General features: G+C 67.1%; 20 protein-coding genes and 3 tRNA genes. 9 read left to right on the forward strand and 14 right to left on the reverse strand.

Annotated elements, in window-relative coordinates; translation table 11 throughout:
- The first annotated feature begins 5 nt into the window (after positions 1 to 5).
- Entirely contained in the window at positions 6 to 1,184 is a 1,179-nt protein-coding gene (gene emrA, locus DI041_RS10170) for a multidrug efflux MFS transporter periplasmic adaptor subunit EmrA (protein WP_136638651.1), read from the forward strand.
- Positions 1,185 to 1,192: 8 nt separating this feature from the next.
- Positions 1,193 to 2,782 carry a multidrug efflux MFS transporter permease subunit EmrB gene (emrB, locus tag DI041_RS10175; RefSeq protein WP_136638650.1) on the forward strand — a complete coding sequence of 530 codons (1,590 nt, stop codon included), beginning with the start codon at positions 1,193 to 1,195 and terminating at the stop codon, positions 2,780 to 2,782.
- Positions 2,783 to 2,914: 132 nt separating this feature from the next.
- On the opposite strand, the gene DI041_RS10180 is transcribed toward emrB, so the two are convergent.
- From DI041_RS10180 to DI041_RS10190, 3 genes are all read right to left on the reverse strand, one after another.
- Positions 2,915 to 3,193 (reverse strand): hypothetical protein, encoded by a 279-nt coding sequence (locus DI041_RS10180; protein ID WP_136638649.1) that lies wholly within the window; start codon positions 3,191 to 3,193, stop codon positions 2,915 to 2,917.
- A gap of 329 nt (positions 3,194 to 3,522) precedes the next feature.
- Positions 3,523 to 3,609: transfer RNA gene (locus DI041_RS10185), tRNA-Leu, on the reverse strand.
- A 50-nt stretch (positions 3,610 to 3,659) separates the two neighbouring features.
- The gene (locus tag DI041_RS10190) at positions 3,660 to 4,559 is read right to left on the reverse strand and encodes a LysR family transcriptional regulator (protein ID WP_136638648.1); all 900 of its coding nucleotides are present in this window, start codon (positions 4,557 to 4,559) and stop codon (positions 3,660 to 3,662) included.
- A gap of 99 nt (positions 4,560 to 4,658) precedes the next feature.
- Between DI041_RS10190 and DI041_RS10195 the strand changes: the two genes are divergently transcribed.
- Positions 4,659 to 5,405: a sulfite exporter TauE/SafE family protein gene (locus DI041_RS10195; protein WP_136638647.1), complete on the forward strand. Its 747-nt coding sequence runs from the start codon at positions 4,659 to 4,661 to the stop codon at positions 5,403 to 5,405.
- Positions 5,406 to 5,535: 130 nt separating this feature from the next.
- On the opposite strand, the gene DI041_RS10200 is transcribed toward DI041_RS10195, so the two are convergent.
- Together DI041_RS10200 and DI041_RS10205 are read right to left on the reverse strand one after the other, a co-directional pair.
- Positions 5,536 to 5,622: transfer RNA gene (locus DI041_RS10200), tRNA-Leu, on the reverse strand.
- A 182-nt stretch (positions 5,623 to 5,804) separates the two neighbouring features.
- A tRNA-Leu gene (locus tag DI041_RS10205) sits at positions 5,805 to 5,889 on the reverse strand.
- Between the two features lie 128 nt (positions 5,890 to 6,017).
- Between DI041_RS10205 and rnr the strand changes: the two genes are divergently transcribed.
- The 3 genes from rnr to rlmB all read left to right on the forward strand — a co-directional run bounded on the left by rnr (position 6,018) and on the right by rlmB (position 9,893).
- A complete protein-coding gene (gene rnr, locus DI041_RS10210) occupies positions 6,018 to 8,477 on the forward strand; it encodes a ribonuclease R (protein ID WP_046983114.1) in 2,460 nt (819 codons plus the stop codon).
- Between the two features lie 83 nt (positions 8,478 to 8,560).
- Entirely contained in the window at positions 8,561 to 9,055 is a 495-nt protein-coding gene (locus DI041_RS10215) for a GFA family protein (protein ID WP_046983113.1), read from the forward strand.
- 94 nt (positions 9,056 to 9,149) lie between these two features.
- Complete coding sequence (gene rlmB / locus DI041_RS10220) at positions 9,150 to 9,893, forward strand: 23S rRNA (guanosine(2251)-2'-O)-methyltransferase RlmB (protein ID WP_012510538.1); 744 nt, start codon at positions 9,150 to 9,152, stop codon at positions 9,891 to 9,893.
- A 159-nt stretch (positions 9,894 to 10,052) separates the two neighbouring features.
- On the opposite strand, the gene DI041_RS10225 is transcribed toward rlmB, so the two are convergent.
- From DI041_RS10225 to DI041_RS10235, 3 genes are read right to left on the reverse strand one after another with little or no spacing between them, the layout of a single operon-like run.
- On the reverse strand, positions 10,053 to 11,492 hold the full coding sequence (locus DI041_RS10225) for a TolC family protein (RefSeq protein ID WP_136638646.1): 1,440 nt from the start codon (positions 11,490 to 11,492) through the stop codon (positions 10,053 to 10,055).
- On the reverse strand, positions 11,489 to 13,447 hold the full coding sequence (locus tag DI041_RS10230) for a MacB family efflux pump subunit (RefSeq protein ID WP_136638645.1): 1,959 nt from the start codon (positions 13,445 to 13,447) through the stop codon (positions 11,489 to 11,491). The genes DI041_RS10225 and DI041_RS10230 overlap by 4 nt, the downstream gene beginning before the upstream one ends.
- Positions 13,444 to 14,682 (reverse strand): efflux RND transporter periplasmic adaptor subunit, encoded by a 1,239-nt coding sequence (locus tag DI041_RS10235; RefSeq protein ID WP_136638644.1) that lies wholly within the window; start codon positions 14,680 to 14,682, stop codon positions 13,444 to 13,446. Before DI041_RS10235 ends, DI041_RS10230 begins: the two co-directional genes overlap by 4 nt.
- A gap of 204 nt (positions 14,683 to 14,886) precedes the next feature.
- Here DI041_RS10235 and DI041_RS10240 point away from each other — a divergent pair, with 204 nt between their 5' ends.
- The 3 genes from DI041_RS10240 (at position 14,887) to DI041_RS10250 (ending at position 20,235) form a co-directional block, all read left to right on the forward strand.
- Complete coding sequence (locus DI041_RS10240; RefSeq protein ID WP_004151313.1) at positions 14,887 to 15,615, forward strand: response regulator; 729 nt, start codon at positions 14,887 to 14,889, stop codon at positions 15,613 to 15,615.
- A gap of 6 nt (positions 15,616 to 15,621) precedes the next feature.
- Positions 15,622 to 17,031, forward strand: a complete 1,410-nt coding sequence (locus tag DI041_RS10245) for an ATP-binding protein (protein WP_046983109.1) — start codon at positions 15,622 to 15,624, stop codon at positions 17,029 to 17,031.
- A 177-nt stretch (positions 17,032 to 17,208) separates the two neighbouring features.
- Positions 17,209 to 20,235, forward strand: a complete 3,027-nt coding sequence (locus DI041_RS10250) for a ligand-binding sensor domain-containing diguanylate cyclase (RefSeq protein WP_136638643.1) — start codon at positions 17,209 to 17,211, stop codon at positions 20,233 to 20,235.
- A 285-nt stretch (positions 20,236 to 20,520) separates the two neighbouring features.
- On the opposite strand, the gene rnt is transcribed toward DI041_RS10250, so the two are convergent.
- From rnt to phoU, 6 genes are all read right to left on the reverse strand, one after another.
- Positions 20,521 to 21,171 (reverse strand): ribonuclease T, encoded by a 651-nt coding sequence (rnt, locus tag DI041_RS10255; RefSeq protein WP_004151343.1) that lies wholly within the window; start codon positions 21,169 to 21,171, stop codon positions 20,521 to 20,523.
- Between the two features lie 169 nt (positions 21,172 to 21,340).
- Positions 21,341 to 21,862: an HvfX family Cu-binding RiPP maturation protein gene (locus DI041_RS10260; protein WP_136638642.1), complete on the reverse strand. Its 522-nt coding sequence runs from the start codon at positions 21,860 to 21,862 to the stop codon at positions 21,341 to 21,343.
- A 22-nt stretch (positions 21,863 to 21,884) separates the two neighbouring features.
- Positions 21,885 to 22,640 (reverse strand): HvfC family RiPP maturation protein, encoded by a 756-nt coding sequence (locus DI041_RS10265; RefSeq protein ID WP_136638641.1) that lies wholly within the window; start codon positions 22,638 to 22,640, stop codon positions 21,885 to 21,887.
- Positions 22,633 to 23,508, reverse strand: a complete 876-nt coding sequence (locus tag DI041_RS10270) for an HvfB family MNIO-type RiPP peptide maturase (RefSeq protein WP_136638640.1) — start codon at positions 23,506 to 23,508, stop codon at positions 22,633 to 22,635. The genes DI041_RS10265 and DI041_RS10270 overlap by 8 nt, the downstream gene beginning before the upstream one ends.
- A complete protein-coding gene (locus DI041_RS10275; protein ID WP_136638639.1) occupies positions 23,495 to 23,854 on the reverse strand; it encodes an HvfA family oxazolone/thioamide-modified RiPP metallophore in 360 nt (119 codons plus the stop codon). Before DI041_RS10275 ends, DI041_RS10270 begins: the two co-directional genes overlap by 14 nt.
- Before the next feature lie 258 nt (positions 23,855 to 24,112).
- On the reverse strand, positions 24,113 to 24,826 hold the full coding sequence (phoU, locus tag DI041_RS10280) for a phosphate signaling complex protein PhoU (RefSeq protein WP_136638638.1): 714 nt from the start codon (positions 24,824 to 24,826) through the stop codon (positions 24,113 to 24,115).
- Positions 24,827 to 24,859 lie beyond the last annotated feature (33 nt).

Below are 24,859 nucleotides of genomic sequence, written 5' to 3' on the forward strand. Positions count from 1 at the left end.
CTGCCATGAGCCAGACCCAAGACACCGCGGCCCCGGCCGCCCCCAACCGCCGCGGCAACCTGCTGCGCGGCCTGTTCGTGATCGTCGTGCTGCTGCTGGCGGCACTGGCGCTGTGGTACTTCATGTTCGGCCGTTGGTTCGAAGAGACCGACGATGCCTACGTGCAGGGCAACCAGGTGCAGATCACCCCGCTGGTGGCCGGTACCGTGGTCGCCATCAACGCCGATGACGGCATGCGCGTGGAGCGCGGCCAGCTGCTGGTGCAGCTGGACCCGGCCGATACCTCGGTGGCCCTGCAGCAGGCCGAAGCCAACCTGGCCAAGACCGTGCGCCAGACCCGCGGCCTGTACCGCAGCGTCGAAGGTGCGCAGGCGGACTTGAACGCACGCCAGGTGACCCTGAAGCGCGTGCGCGACGACTTCGCACGCCGCAAGGGCCTGGCCGCCACCGGCGCCATCTCCAACGAAGAACTGGCCCACGCCCGCGATGAGCTGGCAGCTGCCGAAGCGGCCGTGGCCGGTTCGCGCGAGACCGTCGAGCGCAACCGCGCACTGGTCGATGACACCGTGATCGCCACCCAGCCGGATGTGCAGGCTGCCGCCGCGCAGCTGCGCCAGGCCTTCCTCAACAACGCACGTTCGGGCATCGTCGCGCCGGTCACCGGCTATGTCGCCCGTCGTTCGGTGCAGGTCGGCCAGCGCGTGCAGCCGGGCAATGCGCTGATGGCGGTGGTGCCGACCGAGCAGATGTGGGTCGAAGCCAACTTCAAGGAAACCCAGCTGCGGCACATGCGCCTGGGCCAGGAAGTGGAGCTGAAGTCGGACCTGTATGCCGGCGACGTCAAGTACAAGGGCCGCATCGACAGCCTGGGCCTGGGCACCGGCTCGGCGTTCTCGCTGCTGCCGGCGCAGAACGCCAGCGGCAACTGGATCAAGATCGTGCAGCGCGTGCCGGTGCGCATCGCCATCGATGCCAAGCAGCTGGCCGAACACCCGCTGCGCATCGGCCTGTCGATGAAGGCCGAGGTGAGCCTGCGCGACCAGAAGGGCGAAGTGCTGCCGAGCGCAGCCGCCAAGGGCACGGTGTTCGACACCGACGTGTACGCCAAGCAGCTGCACGATGCCGATGAGGTGATCCACACGATCATCCAGGGCAACCTGCCGCAGCAGTCCAAGGCGAGCTGAGGTCGGCCATGTCCGCACAAGCTCCAGCTGCGCCCGGCTCTCCGGGCGCACCGGCGGCGCCGGGTGCGGCCGCCGGCTTCCTGCCACCCAGTGTGGCCCTCTGCACCGTGGGCCTGGCGATGGCCTCGTTCATGCAGGTGCTCGACACCACCATCGCCAACGTCTCGCTGCCGACCATCGCCGGTAATCTTGGCGCCAGTTCGCAGCAGGCGACGTGGGTCATCACCTCGTTCGCGGTCAGCACCGCGATCGCGCTGCCGCTGACCGGCTGGCTCAGCCGTCGCTTCGGCGAGCGCAAGCTGTTCGTGTGGGCCACGCTGGCCTTCGTGATCACCTCGCTGCTGTGCGGCCTGGCCCAGAGCATGGGCATGCTGGTGCTGTCGCGTGCGCTGCAGGGCTTCGTCGCCGGCCCGATGTACCCGATCACCCAGTCGCTGCTGGTCTCGATCTATCCACGGGAGAAACGCGGGCAGGCGCTGGCGCTGCTGGCGATGATCACCGTGGTGGCGCCGATCTGCGGGCCGATCCTCGGTGGCTGGATCACCGACAACTACAGCTGGGAATGGATCTTCCTGATCAACGTGCCGCTGGGCATCTTCGCTGCGCTGGTAGTGGGCAACCAGTTGAAGGGTCGCCCCGAGCACGTCGAGAAGCCGAAGATGGACTACGTCGGCCTGGTCACCCTGGTGATCGGCGTGGGCGCATTGCAGCTGGTACTCGACCTGGGCAACGACGAAGACTGGTTCTCGTCGATGAAGATCGTGGTACTGGCCTGCGTTGCCGTGGTGGCGCTGACCGTGTTCCTGATCTGGGAGCTGACCGACAAGGACCCGATCGTCGACCTGAAGCTGTTCCGGCACCGCAACTTCCGTGCCGGTACGCTGGCGATGGTGGTGGCCTACGCGGCGTTCTTCAGCGTGGCCCTGCTGATTCCGCAGTGGCTGCAGCGCGACATGGGCTACACCGCGATCTGGGCCGGTCTGGCAACAGCCCCGATCGGTGTACTGCCGGTGATCATGACCCCGTTCGTGGGCAAGTACGCATCGCGTTTCGACATGCGCATGCTGGCCACCATCGCGTTCGTGGTGCTGTCGATGACCAGCTTCCTGCGCTCGGGTTTCAACCTGCAGGTGGACTTCCACCATGTGGCCGGCGTACAGCTGATCATGGGCATCGGCGTGGCACTGTTCTTCATGCCGGTGCTGCAGATCCTGCTGTCGGACCTGGATGGTCGTGAGATCGCGGCCGGTTCGGGCCTGGCCACCTTCCTGCGTACGCTGGGCGGCAGCTTCGCGGCGTCGCTGACCACCTGGCTGTGGGCACGTCGCACGCAGGTGCATCACGCGGACCTGACCGAGCACATTTCGGCCTATCAGCCGGGCATGCAGGACCAGGTGGCGGCGATGGGGCAGGGCGACCTGCAACATGGCGCGGCGGTGCTGAACAACATGATCAACCACCAGGCATCGCAGATGGGCTTCAACGACATCTTCTTCCTGCTGGGCTGGATCTTCCTGGCGATCATCTCGTTCCTGTGGCTGGCCAAGCCGCCGTTCGGTGCCGGTGCGGGTGCGGCCTCGGCGGGCGGTGGGCACTGATCGATCATTGTCGATGAAAAACAAAACCCCGCCGGAAGGCGGGGTTTTTGTTTGCGCGTTGCTGTCAACGCCAGGCCATGTCTGTCAGGTGGCGTACCGAAGGACATCCAGGCCAAGCGCATTGGTGCGAGTCTAGCGTGTGCGATATACGCGCTTGAAAACCACGCGATCGCGGAACAGCTGGGCCAGCGCCCACATTCCTGCCACAAGCACGACGCCGCCGCTGACCCAGCCGGCAGTGGCCTGCAGGTGGCTGCCGATGAATGCGCCGCAGACAAGGGCGGCAACAGAAACAACCGCGTACGCTTCTCTGGAAGCGCCATAGTGGACTTCGGCCTGGCATCCAACGCAGACGCTTACGCCGTGGTTGGAGGCAGTGTGGCAGTGGGGGCAGATGATGCTGCGCTGCATGGAGCGTCCTTTGTTGGGGGAAGGCGCGCAGGGGCAGGGCATGGTGGGGTAGCTGCACCCGGCATCCGAGAATCTGCCTGCCGGGGGCGAGGAATCGCGAGTGGATTCCGTCTAGGAGAAGTACGAATTCGAACGAAACGTGGAATGGATCCCGAAAAGGTTGTCGCTCAGGGCGTGATAGCGACGCGCCGGTGGGAGCTCGCACGAGCAGATGGCTGCCAGGGAGGTGCCGGATACGACACACTGAGCGGCAATCGCAATGCATCGCGCATCCCAAACCGCAGGCATGAAAAAACCCGCTTGCGCGGGTTTGATCATTTGCTGAGTCATGGTGCCCAGGAGAGGACTCGAACCTCCACGAAGTTGCCCCCGCTAGCACCTGAAGCTAGTGCGTCTACCAATTCCGCCACCTGGGCGACTCAGGAGAAGAATTTTGCGGCATGGCAGCGGATGTGTCAACACTGTTTCACACTTTTTTTTCTGCTTCGACGCCGAGGTGAAGCAGCAGGCTGCGCATTGGCGGCGAAAGCGCTTTCCAGTGTGGGAAACAGGCGCACAGGCGACGCTGTGCCCACGCATCGGCAAGCGGCACTGCAACGGTATGCGTACTGCGCCGATGCTGGCGGGCGATGGAGCGCGGTACGATACCGAGGCCGATGCCGTGGCCGATCATGATGCACACGCCTTCGAAGGTTTTCATGCGGATGCGGACGTCGAGGCGGCGACCAATGTCGCGGGCCTGGTCTTCGATGTAGGTCTGCAGTGCGTTGCCGTCGGCCAGCGCGACGAAGGTCTCGCCCGCCACGTCCGCGAACGCCAGCGTGCGCTGCGGGGCGAAGCGGTGATCGGCCGGCAGCAGCAGCATCAGCGGATCTTCGGCAACCACGTGCTGCTGCAGTCCGTCAGCGTCGACCGCGTCGCTGATGATGCCGGCCTCGGCCTGGCCGGCACTGATCGCGCGTACAACCTCAGGGCTGGTGCGTTCCAGCAGTTCTACATGCAGTCGCGGCCGTTCGGCCAGCCAGGGGGCCAGCCGCGACGGCAGGTAGTTGGTCAGTGCGGCGGTATTGGCGTACAGGTGCAGGGTGCCGCGCGCGCCATGGGCGAACGCCTGCATTTCGCCGCGCAGCTGCGCCTGCTGCTGCACGATCAACCGCGCATGGTGGGCGAGGGCGGCACCGGCTTCAGTGAGGCTGACCCCGCGCGGGTGCCGGGTCAGCAGGGCTGTGCCGGCGTCGGCTTCGATGGCGCGCAGGCGTTCGCTGGCAGAGCCCAGTGCCAGGTTTGCCTGTGATGCACCGGCCGTGATGCTGCCCGCTTCGGCGATGGCCAGGAACAGGCGCAGGTCGGCGATGTCCATCCGCATGTGTTGTCCTCCTCGTGACACCAGAGCCTTCGGTACAACCGAAGGCAGGGTCGGGAAGACCGCATTGTGCGCCGATGGCCTGCCCGATCCAATGACGGCATGAACGAAACGACGTACTTCTATTTTCTGCTGGTGGCGGTGTTCGTGCTGGCGGGCGTGGTCAAGGGTGTGACCGGCATGGGCCTTCCGACGGTGGCGATGGGCCTGCTGGGCAGCGCGCTGTCGCCGGTGGCGGCGGCCTCGATGCTGTTCATTCCCACCTTTGTCACCAACGCGTGGCAGTTGTTGTCGGGCCCGTCGCTCGGGCCCATCGTGCGGCGGCTGTGGCCGATGATGCTGGCCGTGGTGGTGGTGACGCTGGGTTCGGCCGCGCTGCTGGTACGGGTGGATCGCACCTGGTCGCGCGTGGCGTTGGGCATGGCGCTGGTGATCTATGCCGCGTACGCGCTGTTTGCACCGGTGTTCCGCGTGCCAGAACGGCGCGAACGCTGGCTGGGGCCGCTGGTGGGTGCACTGTCCGGCATGGTGACTGGTGCGACCGGCGTGTTCGTGATGCCGGCGGTGCCGTACCTGCAATCGCTGGGGCTGCAGCGCGAAGAGCTGGTGCAGGCGCTCGGGCTGGCGTTCACTGTGTCGACGATTTCACTGACGACAGGTCTGGTGCTGCATGGCGCGTTCGGTATCCAGCAGCTGGGCCTGAGCGCGGTGGCGGTGGTGCCGGCACTGCTGGGCATGTGGCTGGGGCAGGTGATCCGGCAGCGGATCAGCGCACGCGTGTTCCGCGCGTGTTTCCTCGGGTTCCTGCTGCTGCTCGGGCTGGAGCTGGTGCTGCGGCCGTTGTTTTGATGGAGGTCGCCGCGCATGGCCCGGCGAACACCGCGATCCGCCTTTGTAGAGTTGAGCAAGCTTGACTCTACGCGCCCCGAATCACAGACAAGAAAAAACCCGCTTGCGCGGGTTGTTTTCTTTCTCGACATGGTGCCCAGAAGAGGACTCGAACCTCCACGAAGTTGCCCCCGCTAGCACCTGAAGCTAGTGCGTCTACCAATTCCGCCATCTGGGCGTCGAGGAGGAGAATTATGGGGTGTTGTTACGGGGGTGTCAACACTTCTGGATGAATCCCGCGATGGATTCTGGCGATGGGGCCAGAGCCTTTTCTTCGCAGGAAGGGATCCGCCCCGGTGCCGGGGTCAGAGCCGGATTCCAGGCAAAAAAAATCCCCGCCGAAGCGAGGAGTTTTTTCGTTGGTGCCCAGGAGAGGACTCGAACCTCCACGGTTTTACCCGCTAGTACCTGAAACTAGTGCGTCTACCAATTCCGCCACCTGGGCGTTCCAGAGGCGCAATTGTGAAGATGAATTGGCAGCCTGTCAACGACTTCCCTCAAATTTCTCATGCAGGTTCTTCAAAAGGCGCGCTGACCCGTTCTGCACGCCATCAACGGCTACCATGTAGGGCGATGACTACCAAAAAACCAAGCAAGGGCGGGACCACGTCCCGCAGCCAGGCCCCGAAGAAGGGCGCCAAGGCGGGCGCAGCCCGCACCACCAAGCCGGGCAAGCCGCTGCCGGGCTGGCTCCCGGAACTGGCCGATGGTGGCGCTCCGCCACGTGGCCGCAGGATCCGCAGCACTGAGGCGCCGGGCCCGGCCCCGGGCCGCAAGCTGCCGCCGACCGGCAAAGTGATCGACGATCCCTATGCCGCCCGCGAAGCAGAGAAATACGAACAACCCATCGCCAGTCGCGAAGCCATCCTGGCCCTGCTCGAGCGTTGCGAAGGACCGCAGACTGCCGAGGAGCTGGGTGCACGCCTGGGCCTGGGCGCGCCTGACCGTGCCGAGGCGCTGTCGCGCCGCCTCGGCGCCATGGTCCGTGACGGCCAGCTGGTGCAGAACCGCCGCGGCGGCTTCGCGCCGATCCAGACCCTCAACCTGGTCACTGGTGTGGTGATCGCCAACCCGGAAGGGTTCGGCTTCCTGCGCCCGGTCGAGGGCGGCGACGACTTGTTCCTGCCGCCGTATGAAATGCGCAAGGTGATGCACGGCGACAAGGTGCTCGCCCGCGTCACCGGCATCGACCACCGTGGCCGTCGCGAGGGCAGCATCGCCCGCGTGCTGGAACGTGGCATGACCCGCCTGATCGGTCGCTTCAGCATCGAGATGGGCATCAATTACGTGGTGCCCGATGACAAGCGCATCCAGCGCAACGTGCAGGTACCGCCGGACCAGACCGGTGGCGCGCGCGACGGCCAGCTGGTGGTCTGTGAACTGACCCAGGCTCCGGACAGCCGGCGCCCGCCGATCGGTCGCATCATCGCGGTGCTCGGCGACAAGCTGACCGCCTCGCTGGTGGTGGAGACCGCCATCCACGGCCATGAACTGCCGTTCGAGTTCCCGCAGGAGGTGCTGGACGAAGCCGCATCGGTGCCGCTGGTGGTGGAACCGGCGATGATCGGCGACCGCGTCGACCTGCGCAGCACGCCGCTGGTCACCATCGATGGCGAGGACGCCAAGGATTTCGACGACGCGGTGTACTGCGAGCCGAACGCCGATGGCTTCCGCCTGGTGGTGGCCATTGCCGATGTCTCCAACTACGTGCGTCCCGGCACGCCGCTGGACGAGGAGGCACAGAAGCGTGCGACCTCGGTGTACTTCCCGGGCTTCGTGGTGCCGATGCTGCCGGAGACCCTGTCCAATGGCATCTGCTCGCTGATGCCCAAGGTCGATCGCATGTGCTTCGTCTGCGACATGCAGATCGACCGTGATGGCGTGGTTTCCCACTCGCGCTTCTACGAAGCGGTGATGAATTCGCACGCACGCCTGACCTACACCCAGGTCTGGCAGGCGGTGGGCGAGGACGATGCCGGCGCGAAGGCGTTCATCGGCGACCTGCTGCCGCAGGTGCAGCGCCTGCACCAGCTGTACAAGGTGCTGGCCAAGGCGCGCGCCAAGCGTGGCGCCATCGAGTTCGAGAGCAGCGAAGTACGCTTCGTTCTGGACAACCGAGGCGAAGTGACCCAGGCCGGCATGCTGGTGCGCAACGACGCACACAAGCTGATCGAGGAATGCATGATCGCGGCCAACGTGGAGGCAGCGAAGTACCTGCTGTCGCGCCATGTGCCGGCCCCGTACCGTGTGCATGAGAAGCCGCCGGAGACCAAGTACGCCGACCTGCTGGAGTTCCTGAAGGAATTCAAGCTGAGCCTTCCGCCGTGGTCGAAGGTGCGCCCGGGCGATTACACCAAGCTGCTGAAGAAGATCCGCGATCGCCCCGATGCAACGCTGCTGGAGTCGGTGCTGCTGCGCAGCCAGAGCCTGGCCGTGTACAGCCCGGACAACAACGGTCATTTCGGCCTGGCACTGGAGGCGTACGCGCACTTCACCTCGCCGATCCGCCGCTATCCCGACCTGCTGGTGCATCGCGCGATCAAGCACGCGTTGTCCGGCAAGCCGCTGGACAAGTTCACCTACAACGCGCGCGAGATGGCGGCGTTGGCGCTGCAGTGTTCCGAGCGCGAGCGTCGTGCCGACGAGGCCGAACGCGAAGTCGACGAACGCTACCGCGCGGCGTGGATGGAAAAGCACGTGGGTGGCCAGTTCGATGGCGTGATCAGTGGCGTGACCAGCTTCGGTCTGTTCGTTGAGCTGGCCGATTCGAAGGTGCAGGGCCTGGTCCACGTGACCCAGTTGCCGCAGGACTATTACAAGTTCGATGCGACCCGCAAGACGCTGACCGGTGAGCGCCGTGGCAGCAGCTACCGGTTGGGTGACCAGGTACGCATTCTGGTGCTGAAGGCCAGCATGGAGGAACGCAAGATCGACTTCCGCCTGGTCGAGCACAAGGGCGAGGAAGAAGGTGACGGCCTGCCGCCGCTGCCCGAGCGTGGCAAGCCGACCAAGCGCACGAAAAAGAAGTATTGAAAGGTGTGCCGACCAACGGTCGGCACCTACCTCACCTGGTAGGTGCCAACCTTGGTTGGCACGACGTTACGGAGGAACCCACCATGCAGGGCCAACCCGAATACAGCGGCGGCTGCCAGTGTGGCGCGATCCGCTTCCAGGCGCGCGGTGAACTGACCGACAGTTCGATCTGCCATTGCCGGATGTGCCAGAAGGCGTTTGGTGCCTACTACGCGCCGCTGGTCTCGGTGCGCGGCGTGCAGTTCAGCTGGACCCGCGGGCAGCCGCGCTATTTCCAGTCTTCCAACGTGGTGCGGCGTGGCTTCTGCGCCGACTGCGGTACCCCGTTGACCTATGAAGCCCCCGACGGCGTGGCCGTGGCCGCTGGTGCCTTTGACCAACCCGAACGCCTGCCGCCGACGATCCAGTACGGGGTGGAGCGCAAGCTGGGGTTCGTCGACAGCCTGTCCAGCCTGCCGGCGCGGCGCACGGAGGAGGACATCGCGGCCTTGGAATTCCTGGCCACGATCGTGTCCCACCAGCACCCCGACCACGACACCCCGCACTGGCCGCCACGCAGCCGCTCCGCCGAAGGCTGAGCGGCGGGTAGCGCCGGGCCGTGCCCGGCGAGCGCGCAGCGCGGTCGGCGCCGATGCTCTACCATAGCCACCCCCTATCCGGTTCGGCCCCCGCATGAGCAAGAACAGCCAGTGGATCGTCGGCGTCAACGCCGTCGCCTCCTCCATCGAGAACGACGCCGAGAACGTCCGCGAAGTGCTGGTCGAGGCCGGTGCAAAGAACCCGCGGCTGACCGAGATCGAGGAAAACGCCCGCCGCAAGGGCATCGACGTGCGCAAGGTCAACAGCCAGGCGCTGGACGGCGTGGGCGGTTCGGTACGCCACCAGGGCGTGGCCGCACGCTATGCCGCGGCCCGCACCTACAGTGAGAACGAGCTGGAAGGCCTGGTCACGGCCGCCGAAGGCAAGGCCCTGCTGCTGGTGCTGGACGAGGTGCAGGACCCGCACAATCTCGGCGCGTGCCTGCGTTCGGCTGCCGCGGCCGGCGCCACCGCGGTGATCATTCCCAAGGACAAGTCGGCCTCGGTGAATGCCACGGTGCGCAAGACCTCGGCCGGTGCCGCCGACCTCATTCCGGTGGTGGCGGTGACCAACCTGTCGCGCTGCCTGAAGGACCTGCAGAAGCAGGGTGTGTGGATCTACGGCCTGGCCGGTGAAGCCACCGCCTCGTTGTACCAGCTGGACCTGAAGGGCAATATCGCCCTGGTGTTGGGCGGCGAAGCCGACGGCCTGCGCCGCCTGACCCGCGAGAACTGCGATGGCCTGGTCAAGATCCCGATGCCGGGCGAGATCGAGAGCCTGAACGTTTCCGTCGCCGCCGGCGTCAGCCTGTTCGAGGCCGTGCGCCAGCGCGGTTGATCGGCTTTCCGGTAGCGCCGGGCCATGCCCGGCGGATTGCTTCGCCGGGCATGGCCCGGCGCTACCGGCGATCCGATTCACGCATGGCGTGGATCGGCCGTGTCGACCAAGGTCGACACCTACCGGTAGTCGCCAACCTTGGTTGGCGCTCCCGCCGCCTTACCCCGCGCTGCCGCCCAGTGCCTTGAACAACGTCACGTCGTTGTTCAGCTGGCCCTGGCGCACACGCGCCAGCGACAGCTCGGCGTCGCGCCGGGTCTGCTGTGCTTCCAGCCAGGTGCGCAGGTCGGTGGCGCCCGCGCGGTAGCGCACTTCCTGCGCGCGTTCAACTTCCACCGCTTCGTCGTACGAGGCCTGCGAGGCGGCGACCTGGCGGACCAGCTGCTCGCGTGCCGAGAGTGCGTTGTCCACTTCAGAGAGCGCGGTGTACAGCGTCTTGCGGAAATTGGTTGCAGCAATCTGGTACGTGGTGCCGGCGATATCGGTATCCAGCTGTGCGCGCTGCAGGTTGAGGAACGGCAGCGACAGGCCGGCGCCCAGGGTGGCCACCGGGTTGCGCAGCACGTCACCCAGCGAGGTCGCACTGGAGCCAAGGCTGCCAGTGAGGCTCAGCGCCGGGTAGTACTGGGTGGCAGTGACCTTGATGGTCTTCAGGCTGTTGCGCAGCCGCAGTTCGGCCGCGCGCAGGTCGGGACGGCGGCCAAGCAGGTCGGTCGGCAGGCCCTCGGCAATGCTTGGGCTGCGAGCGCCGAGCAGGTCCTGCGGTTCGTCCTGCTGCGGCCACGGCGTGCCGTCCAGCAGGACCGTCAGCGCATTGCGCACTTCCACACGCTGCTGTTCCAGTGCGCTCTGCGAGGCCCGCTGCGACTGCAGGTTCTGCAGCGCCTGGCGCACTTCCAGGCGCGACACCGCACCGGCGTCGAAGCGTGCCTGCACCAGTTCCCGGGTACGCTCCAGCCGCTCCAGGTTGGCCTGGCCGGTGGCGATCGACTGGTTGAGATAGGCCAGCGTCCAGTACTGGGTGATGCTGTCGCCGATTACCAGCAGCGCGGTGTTCTGGCGGTCTTCCTCACTGGCCTCGGCTTCCCAGCGGGCAATGTCGCGCTGGGTGCGCAGGCGGCCCCACAGGTCGACCTCCCAGCCCAGCGACACGCCGGTGGAATAACTGCGGCGCCAGTCGTCGGTCTGGTCGGTGGCGCGGCTGGCGCTGCCGCTTACGCCCGAGGACGAGGGCTGCGGCCACAGCGCGTTGCTGGCCAGGCCGGCCTGCAGGCGCGAACGCTGGACGGCCAGACCGGCAGCGGCAAGGTCGCTGTTGGCGGCCAGCGCCTGTGCCACCAGGCGGTCCAGGCGCTCATCGCCGAAGCCGGTCCACCAGGTGTCCTGGCGGATGTCGCGGCCGGGGGTATCCAGGCTGCTGCGTGGCTCATCGGCCGGTGCGTTGAGGCTGGCATCGCCACGCCCATAGGCAGCCGCCACGCTGGGGTCTGCCACCGGATAGCGGCCCATCGATGCGCAGCCGGACAGGGCGAGCAGTACGGCGCCCGCCAGCAGCAGGCGCGAGGGAGCAGGGAAGGGAAGTGGGGTCATCATCTTCATTCGCGGGCCAGGGCCTCCACCGGGTCGAGCTGCGCGGCATTGCGCGCGGGCAGGAAGCCGAACGCCACGCCGATCAGGGTCGAGCAGGCGAACGCGGCCACGATCGAGGCGGTGGAGAACAGCACCTGGAAGTCGCTGGCGAAACGGCCGATCATCGAGCCCAGCAGCAGGGCCAGGCCGATACCGAGCAGGCCACCGAGCAGGCACACCAGCACCGCTTCAATCAGGAACTGCTGGCGGATATCACTCTGCCGTGCACCGACGGCCATGCGCACGCCGATCTCGCGGGTACGTTCGGTCACCGACACCAGCATGATGTTCATCACGCCGATGCCGCCCACCAGCAGCGCGATGGCAGCGATGGCGCCGATCAGCAGGGTCATCGTGCGCGTGGTCTGCTCGATGGTCTGGCGGATCTCGGCGCTGTTGCTGAGGAAGAAGTCCTCGGTGCCATGGCGCATCGTCAACAGGCGGGTGATCGCTTCCTGCGCCGCATCCATCGGCGTGGCGTCGTCCACGCGCACGGTGATGCTGGACACGTGGCTCTGGCCGAGCATGCGCGACATCACCGTGGTGTAGGGCAACCACACGCTCAGGCTGGTGCTGCCGCCGAACCCGAAGCTCTGGCGCTTGGCCACGCCGACCACGCGCGCCGGCACGTTGCCGAGCAGGATCACCTGGCCGATCGGGTCGACATCGGGGAAGAACTGGGTCTGGGTGTTCTCGTCGATCACTGCGACCTGGCCGAGGCCCTTCACCGCGTCACTGTCGAAGAAGCTGCCACTGAGCAGGGTCACACCCTTGACCCGGAAGAACTGCTCGCCAACGCCGCTGACCTGGGCGGTGGAGGACTGGTTGCGGTAACGCGCGGTGACCGAGGTCGATACGCTGGGCGTGGAGCTGTCGACGTAGCTCTGCCGGGCCAGCGCATCGGCATCACTGGCCTTGAGCGTCTGCACGCGGGCCGAGCGCATGTCGCCGAACCCGCGGCCGGGGTAGACGTCGATGGTATTGGTACCCAGCGCACTGATGTTCTGCAGGATCTGCTGCTGCGAGCCGTTGCCCAGCGCCACCACCGAAACCACCGAGGCGATGCCGATGATGATGCCGAGCATGGTCAGGAAGGTGCGCAGGCGGTGTGCGTTCATCGCCAGCAGCGCCATGCGGAACGCTTCGGTGAAGCGGTCGCGGGCGGCGCGCCAGCTGTTGCCGCGGGCCACGCCGGTGCTGGCCTCGCGCTGCGCCCGGTAGGTCGGCGCGTTCGGGTTGGCGCGGTCGGCAATGATCTCGCCGTCGCGGATCTCGATGATGCGCTGCGCGTGCTCGGCCACGCTCATGTCATGGGTGACGATGATGATGGTGTGGCCTTCGGCGTGCAGCTCGCCGAGGATCGCCATCACTTCCTCGCCCGATTTCGTGTCGAGCGCACCGGTCGGTTCGTCGGCCAGGATCACCTCGCCGCCGTTCATCAGGGCGCGCGCGATCGACACGCGCTGCTGCTGGCCACCGGACAGCTGGCCCGGCTTGTGATGCATGCGGTCACTCAGGCCCAACCGCTGCAGCAGCTGCTCGGCACGCGCGTTGCGCACCGGGCCGGGGCTGCCGGCATACACCGCCGGAACCTCCACGTTGCCACGCGCATCGAGGTCGCCCAGCAGGTGATAGCGCTGGAAGATGAAGCCGAAATGCTCGCGGCGCAGTTCGGCCAGCTCGTCCGGTTCCATCTTCCCGGTTTCGCGGCCGGCCACCTGGTAGCTGCCACGAGTGGGGCGGTCGAGGCAGCCGAGTATGTTCATCAGCGTCGACTTGCCCGAGCCGGATTGGCCGACAATGGCCACCATCTCACCGGCGTGGATGTCGAGATTGACGTCACGCAGCACGGCGATCACATCGTCGCCGGCCGGGAATTCGCGTCGCAGGTCGCGCAGGCGCAGCAGCGGCGCCATCGTGCTCATCGGCGCCCCATGCCCGGGCCGCCGACCCGCATCTGCATGCCGCCACGGTTGCCGCCGCCAGCGGCTGCCGCAGCGCCGCCTTCGCCGACCACCACGCGCTCGCCTTCCTTCAGGCCGGACAGGACCTCGACGTTGGCGCCGTTGTTGATGCCGACCTTGATCTTGCGCGGCTGCGGTTGGCCCTTGTCATCGACCACCCGCACGATGCGCTCGTCGCCACGACGCTTCGGCCCCAGTGCAACCGCCGGCACCATCAGCACGCCCTTGACCTGCTTGAGCAGCACCGAGACCTGTGCGGTCATGTCGATGCGCAGGGTGCCATCGGGGTTTTCGACGTCGAACAACGCGTTGTAGTAGACCGCGCTGCTGGAACTGGAACTGGACGAGCTGCTGGAACTGGACGAACTCTCGTTGGCGATCGAGGCCGGCGCCGGATTGATCTGGCGCAGCGTGGCGTGGTACTTGCGGTCCGGATCGCCCAGCGTGGTGAAGTACACCGGCATGCCGGCCTTGATCTTGACCACGTCGGCTTCGGAAATTTCGGCATTGACGGTGACCACGTCCAGCCGCGCCAGCATGACGATGGTCGGTGCGGTCTGGTTGGCGTTCACGGTGCGGCCTTCCTCGGCCACCACCGCCACCACGGTGCCATCCATCGGCGCGGTAATGCGGGTGTAGGCCAGGTTGGCGCGGGCGGTGCCCAGCTCGGTCTCGCGGCCCTTGATCTGTGCCTCGTACGACTGCAGCTGGGCACGTGCGGTCTTCAGCTGTGCTTCGGCGGCATCGTATTCCTGGCGCGAGGTGGCCTCGGCTGCCAGCATCTGCTGCTGGCGCGCGAATTCCAGTTCGGCCTGGCGCAGGGTGGCCTGCTGCACGGCGCGCTGGGCGGTGACCTGGTCCAGCGAGGCCTGCGCATTGAGCACCTGGTTCTGCTGGGTGGTGGCGTCGATCTCGGCGATCAGGTCGCCTTCCTTCACGGTATCGCCCAGCTGCACCTTCAGCGATTTGATCTGGCCCGACGCCTGCGCACCGACGCTGACCAGCTTGTAGGCGTCGATCACGCCGGTGGCCTCCACCGTCTGCTCGATGTCACCACGGCTGACCGGGGTGGCGGCGACCGCCGGGGCGGCGGGCTTGCGCAGCAGCCACCAGGCGGCCACGGCGACGATCAGGGCGAGCAGGGCGATCAGTATCAGGCGACCCCGGCGGGTCGCAGGCAACAGGCGGAACGTCACGTCGTGGCTTCACTCTCGGGGCCGCGGTGGCGGCGTTGGTGGGCATTGTGAAGACCGGGCGATGGACGGCTCAATCCTCAGGGTATGTCTCTATGTAACACTGTCGGTGAATACGCGTAACCACAGGTATCCCGCCCATGGCTGGATACACTGGTACGCATTGCCCCGGATGCGGTTCAGCTGCCGACACGGGATGATCGCGACATGGAGACTGAAAACCCGATGCATCGACTGCTGATCGTCGACGACGACAACGACATCCGCACCCTGCTGGCCGAGCAGCTCGGCCGTGCCGGCTACCAGGTGAGCACCGCGGCCGATGGCACTGCCATGCGCCAGCTGCTGGACCGTGAGCATGTGGACCTGATCGTGCTCGACCTCAACCTGCCACGCGAAGATGGCCTGACCCTGTGCCGCGACCTGCGCGCGCGTTCGAACACGCCGGTGATCATGCTGACCGCACGCGCCGAGCCGATCGATCGCGTGCTGGGCCTGGAAATGGGCGCCGACGACTACCTGGCCAAGCCGTTCGAACCACGCGAGCTGCTGGCGCGGATCCGCAACGTGCTGCGCCGGACCGAGGCGCTGCCGGCCAACCTTGAGCCGCTGGCGGTGCGCCGCGCGCGCTTCTCGCGCTGGGTGTTCGACCTGGAACACCGCCACCTGGTGGACCCGGATGACCGCGTGGTGGTGCTGTCCGGCGCCGAATTCCGCCTGCTGCGGGTGTTCATCGCGCATGCCAACAAGGTGCTGTCGCGCGAGCAGCTGGTCGCGCTCAGCAGTGGCCGCAACTACGAGGCGCAGGACCGTGCGATCGACCTGCAGGTCAGCCGCCTGCGCAACAAGCTCGGTGACGACGGCGGCCCGGACGGGCTGATCAAGACCGTGCGCAACGAAGGCTACGTGCTGGCCTCGGCCGTCAACCTGGAATAAGCCGCGATGAAGCGCCTGCGCCACTTCATGTCCTCGATGGTCGGGCGCTTGTTCGTGATCCTGCTGCTGGGCATGAGCGTGGCCGCGATCGGCGCGACCATGCTGGCCACGTCCAAGCGCCAGCAGGAATTCGAGCGGCAGAACCTGAACCGCATCGCCGACCGCCTGCAGGGCTACGTCAACCTGCTCGATGGCAACCCCGAACTGCGCGAGCGCCTGCTCGAGATTGGCGGGCCGAGCGTGCGTGCGCTGCAACCGGGTGCACGCCTGGGGCGGGCCGATACCGCGTTGATGGAAGTGCTGGATGACCGGCCGGGCCCGGTGTCGCGTGCACACGTGCACTTCGCCTCGTTCCGCTCCTGCATTCCCAAGCTGCAGGACCTGTTGCCGCCACCACCGCCCGGGCACCGCAAGCGTCCGCGCGAGCGTGATCCGGCGTTCATCCCGCCCAAGTGCCGCGCGGTGGACGTGACCCTCAACGACGGCACGCTGCTGAAGCTGGCGCTGGATTCGCCGGCGGTGGCGCACAACGGCATTCTCGCCGTCGACCCGTGGTTCCTGACCCTGCTGGTGCTGGCGATTGCCGTACTGGCGTACATCGTCGCGCGCATGGCCAGCGCACCGCTGCAGGAACTGGCGGCGGCGGCCGAAGATCTTGGCGACGACCTGCAGCGCGATCCGCTGCCCCTGCGCGGTCCGCGTGAAGTGCAGCGCGCTGCCGAGGCCTTCAATGCAATGCAGCACCGCCTGCAGCGGCACCTGGCCGAACGCACGCAGATGCTGGCGGCGATCACCCATGACCTGCAGACGCCTCTGACCCGGCTGCGCCTGCGCCTGGAGAACGTCAGCGACGAGACCCTGCGCGAACGCCTGATTGGCGATCTGGCAGCGATGCAGGCACTGGTGCGCGAAGGCCTGGAGCTGGCCCGCAGCGCTGAGAGTGCCGAGCAGCGCGCCGCGCTGGACCTGGATTCGCTGCTGGAAAGCATCGTCGAAGACACGGCCGAGGGCGGTGGCGATGTGGTCTTCGAAGGCGGCAGCGGGGCGGTGCTGATGCTGCGTCCGCTGGCCATGCACCGCTTGTTCTCCAACCTGGTGGACAACGCGGTGATGTATGCCTACCGGGTGCGGGTACGGGTCGAGCGCAGTGGTGGCGCCATCACCGTGGTGGTGGCCGATGATGGCCCCGGCCTGGCCGAAGATCAGCTGGAGGCGGTATTCGACCCCTTCGTGCGGGTGGAGACCTCGCGTTCGCGCGAGACCGGCGGTGCCGGGCTGGGCCTGACCATCGCCCGCGCCTTGGCCGAAAAGGATGGTGCTCGCCTGTGGCTGCGCAACCGTGCCGAAGGTGGGCTGGAAGCGGTGGTGCAGTGGCCGGCCAGCGCGCAGGTGACGCCACCGGGGCGCGGCGGCTGACTATCGCCGTCCCCGAGCGGTGACGCCGGGGGCGGGGTTTCGCCTATCATCTGCGTACTTCCCCAGTTCCTCTTCAATGAGCCAGCCCGTACCCGCCGGCATGCCGTACCGCGTTGCCCGGCCGTTCCCGCACGCTGCCAGGCCTGGCAGCCGCACCTGGCCACCGCCGCTGCGCTGATGGGCGGACAGGGGGACAACGAGCGCTGGGTGGAGCGCTGTGGCACGGGATTCGGTCGGGCATTGCGGCAGGGCCTGCTGTGTCTGCTGCTGATGCTGTCCCTGCCGGCGGTGGCGCAGGAGGGCGCACCGCCGCTGCGCGACTACGCCATCGATGTATGGACCTCGCGCAACGGCTTGCCTCACAACTCGCTCCGGGACATCGCGCAGACCCCTGAAGGCCACCTGTGGTTTGCCACCTGGGAAGGCCTGGTGCGTTACAACGGCCTGGATTTCACCGTGTTCGACCGCAGTACCCGACCGGGACTGCGCGACAACGGCATCGGCGCGCTGCTGGTCGACCGCCAGGGCGGATTGTGGATCAGTGATTCACGCGGCAACGTCAGCCATCGCGGCAGCGACGGCCAGTGGCGGGTCTGGGAGCATCAGGCCGGTACCCCGCAGGTGCTGATCCAGTCCATGCAGATGGACAGCCAGGGGCGGCTGTGGCTGCTGTACGAGGGCAAGGGCATCGGCTACCTGGCCGCGGACAAGGGCATTGTCTATCAGGCGCCGGCGGCTGACCTGCCGTTGGCGATGAGCTTCACCAAGCTGGTGGTCGACGCACAGGACCGGGTCTGGATCGGCACACTCGACGGGCTGGTGCTGCGCGACAACGATGGTGTGCTCAAGCGTGCGCCGGCGGCCTGGGGACTGGGCGCGGGCAGTGGCCTGTCATGGCCATACCGGGCGCCGGACGGCGCGTTGTGGATCGTCGCCGGCGAGCGCCTGTACCGCGTGGAGGACGATCAACTGGTGCTGGTGCATCGCCTGCCGGGCCAGTTGCATCTGACCTCGATGCTGCAGGACCGCCATGGCGACCTGTGGCTGGGCACCGAGAACCAGGGGCTGCTGCGCATCTCCTCACATGGCCTGGAGCGGTTGCCGGCTGGCCTGAACCTGCCGGGCGGACGCGTGGTCAGCCTGCGCGAGGATGCCGAGGGCAGCATCTGGGTGGGTGCCAACGGCGGCTTGTACCGCCTGCGCGAAACGCTGTTCAGCAGCTACACCGAGCGCGACGGGCTCAGTGGCGACTACGTGCGCACTGTGTTCGAGGATCGCGACCGCCAGCTGTGGGTGGGCAGTGCCAGCGGCCTGGACCTGCAGGCGGCGGACGGTCGCTTTCGCGCGGTGCCGCTGCACAACCGCGGTGGCAAGGCACCGTCGGTATTGAGCCTGGCGCAGGGCCCGGACGGTGATCTGTGGGTCGGCACCTTCGGCGATGGCGTCTACCGGCTGGGCCGCGATGGTCGCCTGCGCCACACCTACGCAGCGGCCGACGGCATGCCTGGCGGCAACATCCGTGCGATCAGCGTCGACCCGCAGGGCGTGGTCTGGGCCGGCACGCAGAAGGGGGGGGTACGCATCGACGGCGACCGCGTGCAGGTATCGAGCGTGCCGGGCATGCCCAGCGGCCTGATCACCGCGCTCGAGCATGACCACCAGGGCAATCTGTGGATCGGCACCATCGAAGGCATCCGCGTGCTGCGCGGCGATCGCGTGCAGTCGATCGACCTTGCACCGTTGGGCGGTGGCCGCAGCGTGTTCGGTTTCCACCAGCTGGGCGATGCGATGTGGATCAGCAGCGACCGCGGCCTGTACCGCTGGCAGCACGGAACGCTGGCGCGGGTCGGGCTGGAGCAGGGCATGCCGGTGGACGCGGTGTTCCAGCTGGTGCCGGACCGCCTGGGCAACGTCTGGATCAGCAGCAACCGCGGCGTGCTGCGCACCGACATGGCCACGCTCAATGCGGTTGCCGACGGGCGCGCGCCGCGGGTGGTGGTGGAGCGCTACAACGAGATCGATGGCATGGCCAACGCGCAGGCCAACGGCAGCTCCAGCCCATCGGCGATCCTGCGCCAGGACGGCACGTTCTGGGTGGTCACCGCTGGTGGCCTGAGTACGGTGGATCCGCAGCGCCTGCAGCGTTTCCGCGAACGCCCCTCGCCACCGGCAGCGATCGAAAGCGTGCAGGTGGATGGCGCGCCGGTGCACTGGGAAGGCCCCGAGCGCAACTACATCCCCGGCGGGCGCCGGCTGGCGGTGAGCTATGTCGGCCTGAGCTACCTCATGTCCGATCGCATCCGCTACCGCACCCGGCTGGACGGACTGGATGCCGGCTGGGTCGAGCGCGGCCCGCAGCGCAGTGTCGAATTCGTTGGCCTGCCGCCGGGTGATTACACCCTGCACGTTGCGGCGGCGCATCCAGGCGGCAGCTGGGCGCAGCAGGAAGCAGTGTGGAGCTTCACCGTGGAGCCGTTCTGGTGGCAGCGACGCAGCGTGCAGGCGCTGGGAGGCCTGCTGCTGCTGGCCGCGCTGGTGGCGTTGTACCGGTTGCTGCTGCAGCAGCTGAAGGCCAGCAACCTGCGCCTGGCGCGGCGTGTGGACGAGGCCACTTTCGACCTGCAGGCCAAGACCGTGCACCTGCAGGCGCTGAACCAAGAAAAGACCGAATTGGCCGAACGGTTGGCGCGGCAGGCCGAGGCCTTCGAGCGCCAGGCGCGCGAAGACGCGCTGACCGGCCTGGCCAACCGTCGTGCCTTTGATGAAACCCTGGCGCGCGATTTCGCCCGCTCGCAGCGCAGTGGCCATCCGCTGTGCCTGGTGGTGCTCGACATCGACCACTTCAAGGACGTCAACGACCGCCACAGCCACAGCATCGGCGATGCTGTGCTAGTGCAGGTGGCAACGGTGATCGCCGCCGCCTGCCGTGACTCGGACCTGCCGGCGCGAACCGGCGGCGAAGAATTCGCGCTGCTGCTCAACGACACCCGCCTGGAAGAAGCCGCACAGCTGTGCGCACGCCTGCGCGGCCTGTTCCACGACCATTCCGACTGGGCTGGCGTGGACGGCCTGCGCGTGACCTTCAGCGCAGGCCTGGTGGAGCTGGATGCCGACGACCGCACCCCGGCGCTGCTGTACCAGCGCGCCGACCGCGCGTTGTACCGTGCGAAGAGTGACGGCCGGGATCGCACGAGCATCGGTTGATCCAATGCAAAGCATCCACGCATGGCGTGGATCTACTGGCATTGCCGTACCAACAGTCGGCACCCATCGAGCGCAGCGACCCGCTGTTGCTCCCGCTTTTCTGATCTTCCCGTGGCGCCCGGGAAACTGTCAAAGGCCGGGCAGGGTGGGTTCGCGGGGGTATCCGCGCCATGGATGGCGCGGCTAAGCCCCCAAGGATGGGTTTACGGCGTCCCCCGCGAATCCATCCTGCCCGGCCTCACCCGCAATGCCGATTCGCCACGAGGGGCTCCGCCGTTGGCTGCTTCACCGCGGCCAGGCGTTGGCGATCGTGCAGAACAGCCGCGCCGTCTGCTCGGTGTCGTACACCGCGCTGTGCGCCTCGTTCGCATCCCAGCCCAATCCGGCGGCATTGGCCGCACGTGCCAGCACCGTCTGCCCGTAGGCAATACCGGCCAGCGTCACCGTATCGAACACGCTGAACGGATGGAACGGATTGCGCTTGTGGCCGGTGCGCGCCACGGCGGCATTGACGAAGCCGAGGTCGAAATGCGCGTTGTGGCCGACCAGGATCGCGCGCTGGCAACCGTATTTCTTCATGGCCGCGCGTACCGGGGTGAAGATGTGGTCCAGTGCCGCCTTCTCTTCCTTCGCCAGCCGGAACGGGTGGTCGAGGATGATGCCGGTCACTTCCAGCGACTTCGGATCGATCTCCAGGCCCTCGGCCGGCACCACGTGGGCACTGGCGGTCTGGCCCGGGTAGAGCAGGCCGTTCTCGTCCATCTCGATCGGCACGGCGGCGATTTCCAGCAGCGCGTTGCGCTGGCTGTCGAAGCCGCCGGTTTCCACGTCCACCACCACCGGCAGGAAGCCGCGGAAGCGTTGTGACATCGCGCGCTGCGCCTGGGGGACTGCGGAATCGGGAGCGGCGGCAGGTGCGGGGGTGGGGTCAGTCATGCGTGAATTCTAGCAGAGCGACCCTGAGCGCCCGGCTGGCCCGTGGTGCACGGGATGCCTGGGTGGGGGTGTGTCGACCCAGGTCGACACCTACCGGTGCACCACACGCTCGGGATCCCGGTAGGTGCCAACCTTGGTTGGCGCACGGTGCGCCGACCAGGGTTGGCGATTACCGGACTGCGGGCCGCGCCGTCGTGGCCGAGGGAGACCACCGCGCCAACCACGCATCCACGCTCAGCCTGCCGGCACCGGTGAAGATCAGCGGCAGCAGCATGGCCATGAACAGCACCGGCAGCTTGAAGTTGCCGAAGCCCTGGTCGCTGATCGCATAGCCCATGGCGAGGTCGGCCAGCGAGCTCCATTCCATCGGCCAGTGCACCGCATAGGTGGCCACCACGGTCAGCACCAGCAGGCTGGCGGCAGCGAAACGGGTGCCGAACCCGAACAGCAGGCAGGCCGCGCCGATCAGTTCGAACCAGGTCGCCAGCTGCCAGTTCAGCGCGGCCGGCAGCTGGTCGAACGGGAACGGGAAGGCGTCCTGCAGGTCGGCGAACCAGTTCTGGCCGTGCAGTTTCTCGCGGCCGGATTCGAAGTATTCCCAAGCCAGCAGCAGGCGCAGGCCGAGCGGGGCCAGCCAGGGGGCGAGACGGTCCAGCTGGCCGCGCGCGGCGGCCAGGGTCGGAAGGTTCATCAGGGTCTCCGTGGGAGGGGCGTCAGGGAGGAGCTGTGAGCGGGCCGATCACGCCGGCCTGCAGGAACTGCTGCAGCAATGCGGCTCCGGGTCCGGCCAGTACGTCTTCGGCCAGACCATGCGCGCTTGCCAGTTGCTGCAGATAGGCATGTCCATCGAGGCCAGGTTGTTCGCCGATGCTGGACAGCAGGTACACCGCCAGTGGACTGAGTGCGGCGAACCGAACTTCACCGTCAGCTTCGCGGCGCACCAGCAGGCCGGTCGGTTCGGCCGGCGGCTGCGTTGGCGCATCCTCTGCACCGAGTCGATGCACCGGCCACTGGTACAGCAGTGGCCAGGCCAGTGGTGAGCGCTGCAGCGGTACCTTCAGCGGATCGAAGTTGCCGGGTGCCGGCAGCGGCTCGGCCTGCAGCTGGTACAGCGCGGTCTCCACCCACTCGTAATGAGCAAGTTCGGCCAACGCCGGGTGCGGCAGTTGTGGCTGCGCCTGCAGCCACTGCACGAATTCGGCGGCCAGTTCGGTGAACAGCGGCGTCTGGCAGCGATGGGTGGCGAAGTACTGGCGGACCAGCGCACTCCAGGCCGGTTCTCCGAGCAGGCGCACGCAGACCGGGAAGCCGTTGCTCAACAGGCCGAGCAGGTTGTTGGATAGCAGCCGCTGGTATACCGCCACCCGCCGGGGTTCCAGCCCGGCCGGTGCGGCCACCGCCTGCGGATCACGCAGGTGCGCGGTGAACGCGTGCTGTTGTGCGCGCAGACTGTCGGGAGCATCAGCCATGCGCTTTCTCGGCGTGCGTGGCCTGCAGGCGGCGGATGGTCTGCAGCTCAGCCTGCAGTTCTGCATAGGGCGGGAAGTTGAAATCGCGTTCGAGCAGGGTCGGGCGCGCGCCGATGCGTGCATAGGTACGCGCCAGCAAATCCCAGACCGGGTCGATCACAGCACTGCCATGGGTATCGATCTTCAGGTCCGGGGCTTCGTCCAGGTGCCCCGCCACGTGCAGGCAGACGATGCGCTGCGCGGGCAGTCCGGCGATGAAGGTGTCGGCGTCATAGCCGTGGTTGCAGGCGTTGACGTAGACGTTGTTGACGTCCAGCAGCAGGTCGCAGTCGGCTTCGGCAAGTACCGCGTTGGTGAAGGCAAGTTCGTCCATCGCCGGTTCCGGTGCCAGGTAGTAGGAGACGTTCTCCACCGCGATGCGGCGGCCGAGAATGTCCTGCACGCACGCGATGCGTGCCGCGGTATGGCGCACGGCTTCGTCGGTGAAGGGAATCGGCAGCAGGTCGTAGAGGTGGCCGTCGTCGCTGCAATAGCTCAGGTGTTCGCTGTACAGCGGCACGCGGTGCGTGTCGAGGAACTGGCCGACCTGCTCCAGCAGCTGCGTATCCAGTGGCGCGCTGCCGCCCAGTGACAATGACAGGCCATGGCAGCTCAGAGGATGGCGCTGTGCCAATTCGGCCAGTGCATCACCGGCCGGGCCGCCGACATGGATCCAGTTCTCCGGCGCACATTCGAGGAAGTCGAAGTCACCGGCCGGCGCATCGCGCAGATCCTGCAGCAGCGCCCGGCGCAGGCCCAACCCGGCGGCCGCCGCACGAAGCGGCGACCGCGGGTGGACGACGCTGGCGCGGACGTCAGTGCTTGGCACCGCACTTGCCTTCGCCGCACTTGCCTTCGGCCGACTTCTTGTCGCCGGCCTTGGTCTTGGCACCCGCGGCAGCGCCGGTAGCGGCCTTGCCCTTGTCGGCGCCGCACTTGCCTTCAGCGCTCTTGCCGTCGGCACCACATTTGCCTTCGGCGTGCTTGGTCGCATCAGCGGCCATCTTGGTGTCCGCTGCCTTGGCATCGGTGGTGGCCTTGGCGGCCTGGCCAGCGACCAGATAGCCCTGGGCCAGGTCACTCATGCTCAGCGCCGAGGCGCTGGCGGTCATGCCCAGGCCAGCGGCCAGGGCGGTAGCAGTCAGCAGGGACAGGGTCTTGTTGGAACTGCTCATCGGTGGTGCTCCTGGGTGGTGTGGGCGGATGCCCGGGTAGCCGGCAGGGATGCCGGTGGAAGCGATGGTGCAGCGATCCTACTCAACGAATCCTCGCCAAGAACTCAAATTTTCGTGAGGTTTGTTACAGAAGGGGAGACCAGCGGCCCGGTAGGCCACGCCATGCTGGGATGAACCGCCGGAACGCCCAAAACAAAAAGGCCGCTGTCAGCAGGACAGCGGCCACCTTGGAGTCAACTCCGGTGTTGCAGTGCAGTATCAGATCTGGCCGGTGCTGGACGTCTCGTCGCGCTTTTCACGCGGCGGCAGCGGCTGCTCGCCATGCACCAGGAACCACACGTTCTCGGCGATGTTGGTGGCATGGTCGCCCACGCGCTCCAGGTTCTTGGCCATGAACAACAGATGGGTGCACGGGGTGATGTTGCGCGGGTCTTCCATCATGTAGGTCAGCAGCTCGCGGAACAGCGCGGTGTACTGCGCGTCCAGGCGGGCGTCGTCCTCGCGCAGTTCCAGCGCGGCGTCGGCGTCATTGTCGCGGTAGGCGGCAATGGCACGGCGGACCTGCTGCGCGGCCAGGCGGCCCAGCGCACGCAGGCCCTGGATCTGCGGCAGCGGCGGCACCTTGCCCAGCGCGATCGAGCGCTTGGCGACGTTGGCAGCGTAGTCACCGATGCGCTCGATGTCGGCCGGAATGCGCAGGCCGGCGAGGATCTCGCGCAGGTCGCGCGCCATCGGGCCACGCAGCGCCAGGCGCATCACATCGTGGCTGATCTGCTGCTCCAGGGCATCGATCGCTTCGTCGTTGGCGATGATGCGATGGGCAGCGTTCTCGTCGCGCTTCTCGATCACGTCCATCGCCGCTTCCAGCTGGGCGACGGCCATCTCGCCCATGCGCACGATTTCGGCCACCAGGCGCTGCTGCTCTTCGTCGTAGCTCTTGACGATGTGGTCGTTGGGAAGATTCATGTTCATTCCACTCTGTAGAGTCGAGCCTTGCTCGACTGA

Source organism: Stenotrophomonas maltophilia (assembly GCF_004920835.1).
GTDB classification, from domain to species: Bacteria; Pseudomonadota; Gammaproteobacteria; order Xanthomonadales; family Xanthomonadaceae; genus Stenotrophomonas; species Stenotrophomonas maltophilia_AQ.

Coding starts and splice junctions, on each gene's coding strand:
- emrA (WP_136638651.1), top strand. CDS start 6: ATGAGCCAGACCCAAGACACCGCGGCCCCGGCCGCCCCCAACCGCCGC.
- emrB (WP_136638650.1), top strand. CDS start 1,193: ATGTCCGCACAAGCTCCAGCTGCGCCCGGCTCTCCGGGCGCACCGGCG.
- DI041_RS10180 (WP_136638649.1), bottom strand. CDS start 3,193: ATGCAGCGCAGCATCATCTGCCCCCACTGCCACACTGCCTCCAACCAC.
- DI041_RS10190 (WP_136638648.1), bottom strand. CDS start 4,559: ATGCGGATGGACATCGCCGACCTGCGCCTGTTCCTGGCCATCGCCGAA.
- DI041_RS10195 (WP_136638647.1), top strand. CDS start 4,659: ATGAACGAAACGACGTACTTCTATTTTCTGCTGGTGGCGGTGTTCGTG.
- rnr (WP_046983114.1), top strand. CDS start 6,018: ATGACTACCAAAAAACCAAGCAAGGGCGGGACCACGTCCCGCAGCCAG.
- DI041_RS10215 (WP_046983113.1), top strand. CDS start 8,561: ATGCAGGGCCAACCCGAATACAGCGGCGGCTGCCAGTGTGGCGCGATC.
- rlmB (WP_012510538.1), top strand. CDS start 9,150: ATGAGCAAGAACAGCCAGTGGATCGTCGGCGTCAACGCCGTCGCCTCC.
- DI041_RS10225 (WP_136638646.1), bottom strand. CDS start 11,492: ATGAAGATGATGACCCCACTTCCCTTCCCTGCTCCCTCGCGCCTGCTG.
- DI041_RS10230 (WP_136638645.1), bottom strand. CDS start 13,447: ATGAGCACGATGGCGCCGCTGCTGCGCCTGCGCGACCTGCGACGCGAA.
- DI041_RS10240 (WP_004151313.1), top strand. CDS start 14,887: ATGGAGACTGAAAACCCGATGCATCGACTGCTGATCGTCGACGACGAC.
- DI041_RS10245 (WP_046983109.1), top strand. CDS start 15,622: ATGAAGCGCCTGCGCCACTTCATGTCCTCGATGGTCGGGCGCTTGTTC.
- DI041_RS10250 (WP_136638643.1), top strand. CDS start 17,209: ATGGGCGGACAGGGGGACAACGAGCGCTGGGTGGAGCGCTGTGGCACG.
- rnt (WP_004151343.1), bottom strand. CDS start 21,171: ATGACTGACCCCACCCCCGCACCTGCCGCCGCTCCCGATTCCGCAGTC.
- DI041_RS10260 (WP_136638642.1), bottom strand. CDS start 21,862: ATGAACCTTCCGACCCTGGCCGCCGCGCGCGGCCAGCTGGACCGTCTC.
- DI041_RS10265 (WP_136638641.1), bottom strand. CDS start 22,640: ATGGCTGATGCTCCCGACAGTCTGCGCGCACAACAGCACGCGTTCACC.
- DI041_RS10275 (WP_136638639.1), bottom strand. CDS start 23,854: ATGAGCAGTTCCAACAAGACCCTGTCCCTGCTGACTGCTACCGCCCTG.
- phoU (WP_136638638.1), bottom strand. CDS start 24,826: ATGAACATGAATCTTCCCAACGACCACATCGTCAAGAGCTACGACGAA.